The following is a 3,324-nucleotide window of genomic DNA, read 5'->3' as shown; positions in this document are numbered from 1 at the left end:
ACATAGCTCCGCCCCCGCCGCCGGCTGACAAGGCGCCACCACCTGCGCCGCAACCGGAGAAGGCGCCGCCACCGGCAGCCGAGCCGTCGTCGGCCGCGAAGCCACCGCAGAAGGCGGCAAAGAAAGCACCCGCCAAGGCCGCGAAGAAGGTCCAGAAAGCACCGGCCAAGAAAGCGCCCGCGAAAAAATCGCCCGACCACAAACCGCCGGAGAAGAAAGCGCCCCCCGTCAAGGCCGAGCCGGCGGCACCGAAACTGGCCGGCCAGCCGCCTGCCGCCGCTCTCGAAACCAACGGCCAGCTTGCCACGGGCGCCAAAGAGGCTGCAGCCCAAGCCAAGTCGACGGTTGAAACAGCTGACAACCCGGTTTCCCCAGGGGCGGCGGCGCCGTATGTTGCTCGTTCACCGGTGCCGCTGGTGGTCGGGGTCGGCATCGGGCTTCTCATGCTGTTGTTGCTGATCCGCCAGCTGCGGCGCCGCTGAACCCGTCGGCTAGCGGCTTGGCATAATGCCGCGGTGCCTGTGACTTTCCGCCCCACCGCCGACCTGGTCGACGACATCGGCGACGACGTGCGCAGCTGCGACGTCCAATTGCACCAGTTCGGCGGTCGCACCCAGTTCGCCGGACCGATCAGCACCGTGCGCTGTTTTCAGGACAACGCTTTGTTGAAGTCGGTGCTCTCCGAGCCCGGCGACGGTGGAGTGCTGGTGATCGACGGCGCCGGCTCGTTGCACACCGCACTTGTCGGCGACGTCATCGCCCAGCTGGCGCATGACAACGGCTGGGCGGGGCTGGTCGTGTACGGCGCGGTACGCGACGCCGCTGCGCTGCGCGGCGTCGACATCGGCATCAAGGCGCTCGGCACCAACCCCCGCAAGAGCACCAAGACCGGCGCCGGTGAGCGCGACGTCGCGGTCAGCTTGGGTGGTGTGACGTTCGTGCCCGGCGATCTGGCCTACAGCGACGACGACGGCATCGTCGTCGTCAGCGCAGCAGCCCCGGTCTAGCGCACGAAACCCGCGAGCAGGAGAACTAGGCCGCTACCGCGAGCCGGTGCTTGCTGAAGTGCAGGGCCTCGTCGTCGACCCGGCCGCGCCGGATCAGCTGAAGGTCGAGCAGGTAGTTGTGCTTGAGCCGCCACGGCATGCGGTCGCCCGCTTTGGGCAGGTAGTCCAGCGCCCGCAGCACGTATCCCGGGGTGAAGTCCATCAACGGGCGTTCGTCCACCGAGTCGCCCGGGTGCTGCGGCACCACGGTGTCGAAGCCGTGCTTATCCATGTGGTTGAGCAGCCGGCAGACGAACTCCGATACCAAGTCGGCCTTCAGCGTCCAGGACGCGTTCGTGTAACCGATGGTGAACGCCATGTTCGGCATCCCGGTCAGCATCATGCCCTTGTAGGCCATGGTCTCATTGAGCTCGACCGGCACGCCGTTGCGCCGGATCGCGGCGCCGCCAAACAGCTGCAGGTTCAAACCGGTTGCTGTGATGATGATGTCGGCGTGCAGCTGCTCACCGGAGGACAGCTTGATGCCGGTCTTGGTGAACCGGTCGATGGTGTCGGTGACGACGCCGGCCTGGCCGTGCCGGATGGTGCGGAACAGATCCCCGTTGGGCGCCAGGCACAACCGCTGGTCCCAGACCTTGTAGCGCGGGCCGAAGTGCTTTTCGACGTCGTAGCCCTCGGGCAGACGCCGGGTAGCCATCGTCATCAGCACCTTGCGCATGTAGTTGGGGAATCGCCGCGACAGCTGGTACTGAGCGGTGCTGAACGCGATCGCTTTCCACCGGTTCGCGACATGCGCGGCTTTCTCGGGAAGCAGCCGGTTGGCCCGCTCGGCGAACGGGTCCACCTCAGGCAGCGAGCCGATATACGTCGGCGAGCGCTGCAGCATGGTCACGTGGCGGGCGCCTGTGTTCACCAGTGCGGGAATGAGGGTCACCGCCGTGGCGCCGGACCCGATCACGACGATCTTCTTGCCGGCGTAGTCCAGGTCCTCCGGCCAGTGCTGCGGATGCACGATGGTGCCCTCGAAGTCTTCCGCGCCTTCGAACTCCGGCGAGTAGCCCTCGTCGTAGTTGTAGTAGCCGCTGCACGCGAACAGGAACGAGCAGCTGATCTGGCTCTGTCGGCCGCCGTTCTCGACGGTGACCGTCCAGCGATTGTCGGCGTCGGACCAATCGGCGGCCACCACGCGGTGCCGGTAACGGATGTGCTGGTCGATGCCGTTTTCGGCCGCGGCTTCCTTCAGGTAGGCCTTGATCGACGCGCCGTCGGCGATCGACTTGGCCGAACGCCACGGCTTGAACCGGAAGCCCAACGTGAACATGTCTGAGTCGGAGCGGATGCCCGGGTACTTGAACAGGTCCCAGGTGCCGCCGAGATCGTCGCGGCGCTCGAAGATGGTGTAGCTCTTGCTCGGGCAGCGGTTCTGCAGATGCCAGGCCGCGCTGATGCCGGATATGCCGGCTCCCACGATGACGACGTCAAAGTGTTCAGTCATGCCCCCACGGTATCAACAGCGTGTCGAGTGAGTCAACATGGTGTTGAATTTCTCGACATGGAGTAAAGTAGCAGTCGTGACTACTGCCGCCAGCCCTGCCCGTGCTTCTCATAGTCGGCGTTCGACGCGCCCGTCGGGCGACGAGCGTGAACTGGCCATTTTGAGCACGGCCGAACGGCTGCTGGAAAAGCGCCCGCTCGCCGACATCTCGGTCGACGACCTGGCCAAGGGAGCCGGGCTTTCCCGCCCCACCTTTTACTTCTATTTCCCCTCCAAGGACGCGGTACTGCTGACCTTGTTCGAGCGGGTGATCGTCGAGGCCGACTCCGCTCTGGAGAGCATGGTCGCCAATCCGCCGGCCGACATAAAAACCTTGTGGCGCACCGGGATCAACCTGTTCGTCGAGACGTTCAGCGCGCACCGCGCGGTGTCGCTGGCGGCCAACGCCGCGCGGTCCAACAAGGAGATCGGCGACCTGTGGTCGCGGTTCATGCAGAAGTGGGTCGATCACACCGCGACGGTGATCGAGGCCGAACGCGCGCGCGGCGCCGCGCCGGTGACGCTGCCGGCCCGTGATTTGTCCGCGGCGCTGAACCTGCTCAACGAGAAGGTGATGCTGAGTTCCTTCGCCCAGGAGCGGCCCTCGGTACCGGACGAGCACCTGCTCGAGACGCTGGTGCACATCTGGGTCACCAGCATCTACGGCCAAGCTGGCTAACTGTCACACCCGCGTGCGAACATATGTTCGTGCCGGCGTCTCCCCGTCAACCGCGTTGACTCGTCAGAAATGCGCGCGAAAGGGTGCTTCGTTGCCTCATCGAA

General features: G+C 65.6%; 4 protein-coding genes. 3 read left to right on the top strand and 1 reads right to left on the bottom strand.

Going from position 1 to position 3,324, the window contains the following annotated elements; translation table 11 throughout:
- Positions 1–2: 2 nt before the first annotated feature.
- Both ACFE99_RS24220 and rraA read left to right on the top strand, forming a co-directional pair.
- Positions 3–482 (top strand): nucleoid-structuring protein H-NS, encoded by a 480-nt coding sequence (locus ACFE99_RS24220; RefSeq protein WP_375489304.1) that lies wholly within the window; start codon positions 3–5, stop codon positions 480–482.
- Between the two features lie 33 nt (positions 483–515).
- Positions 516–1,007: a ribonuclease E activity regulator RraA gene (gene rraA / locus ACFE99_RS24215; RefSeq protein WP_375489302.1), complete on the top strand. Its 492-nt coding sequence runs from the start codon at positions 516–518 to the stop codon at positions 1,005–1,007.
- A gap of 25 nt (positions 1,008–1,032) precedes the next feature.
- Here the strand turns inward: rraA and ACFE99_RS24210 are convergent, their stop codons facing one another.
- On the bottom strand, positions 1,033–2,502 hold the full coding sequence (locus tag ACFE99_RS24210) for a flavin-containing monooxygenase (RefSeq protein ID WP_375489299.1): 1,470 nt from the start codon (positions 2,500–2,502) through the stop codon (positions 1,033–1,035).
- A gap of 37 nt (positions 2,503–2,539) precedes the next feature.
- Here ACFE99_RS24210 and ACFE99_RS24205 point away from each other — a divergent pair, with 37 nt between their 5' ends.
- The gene (locus ACFE99_RS24205) at positions 2,540–3,220 is read left to right on the top strand and encodes a TetR/AcrR family transcriptional regulator (protein ID WP_375489297.1); all 681 of its coding nucleotides are present in this window, start codon (positions 2,540–2,542) and stop codon (positions 3,218–3,220) included.
- Positions 3,221–3,324 lie beyond the last annotated feature (104 nt).

It is taken from the genome of uncultured Mycobacterium sp. (assembly GCF_964249325.1).
GTDB lineage: Bacteria > Actinomycetota > Actinomycetes > Mycobacteriales > Mycobacteriaceae > Mycobacterium.
The sequence above is the reverse complement of the archived record's forward strand: the minus strand, read 5'-3'. Positions and strand labels throughout refer to the sequence as shown.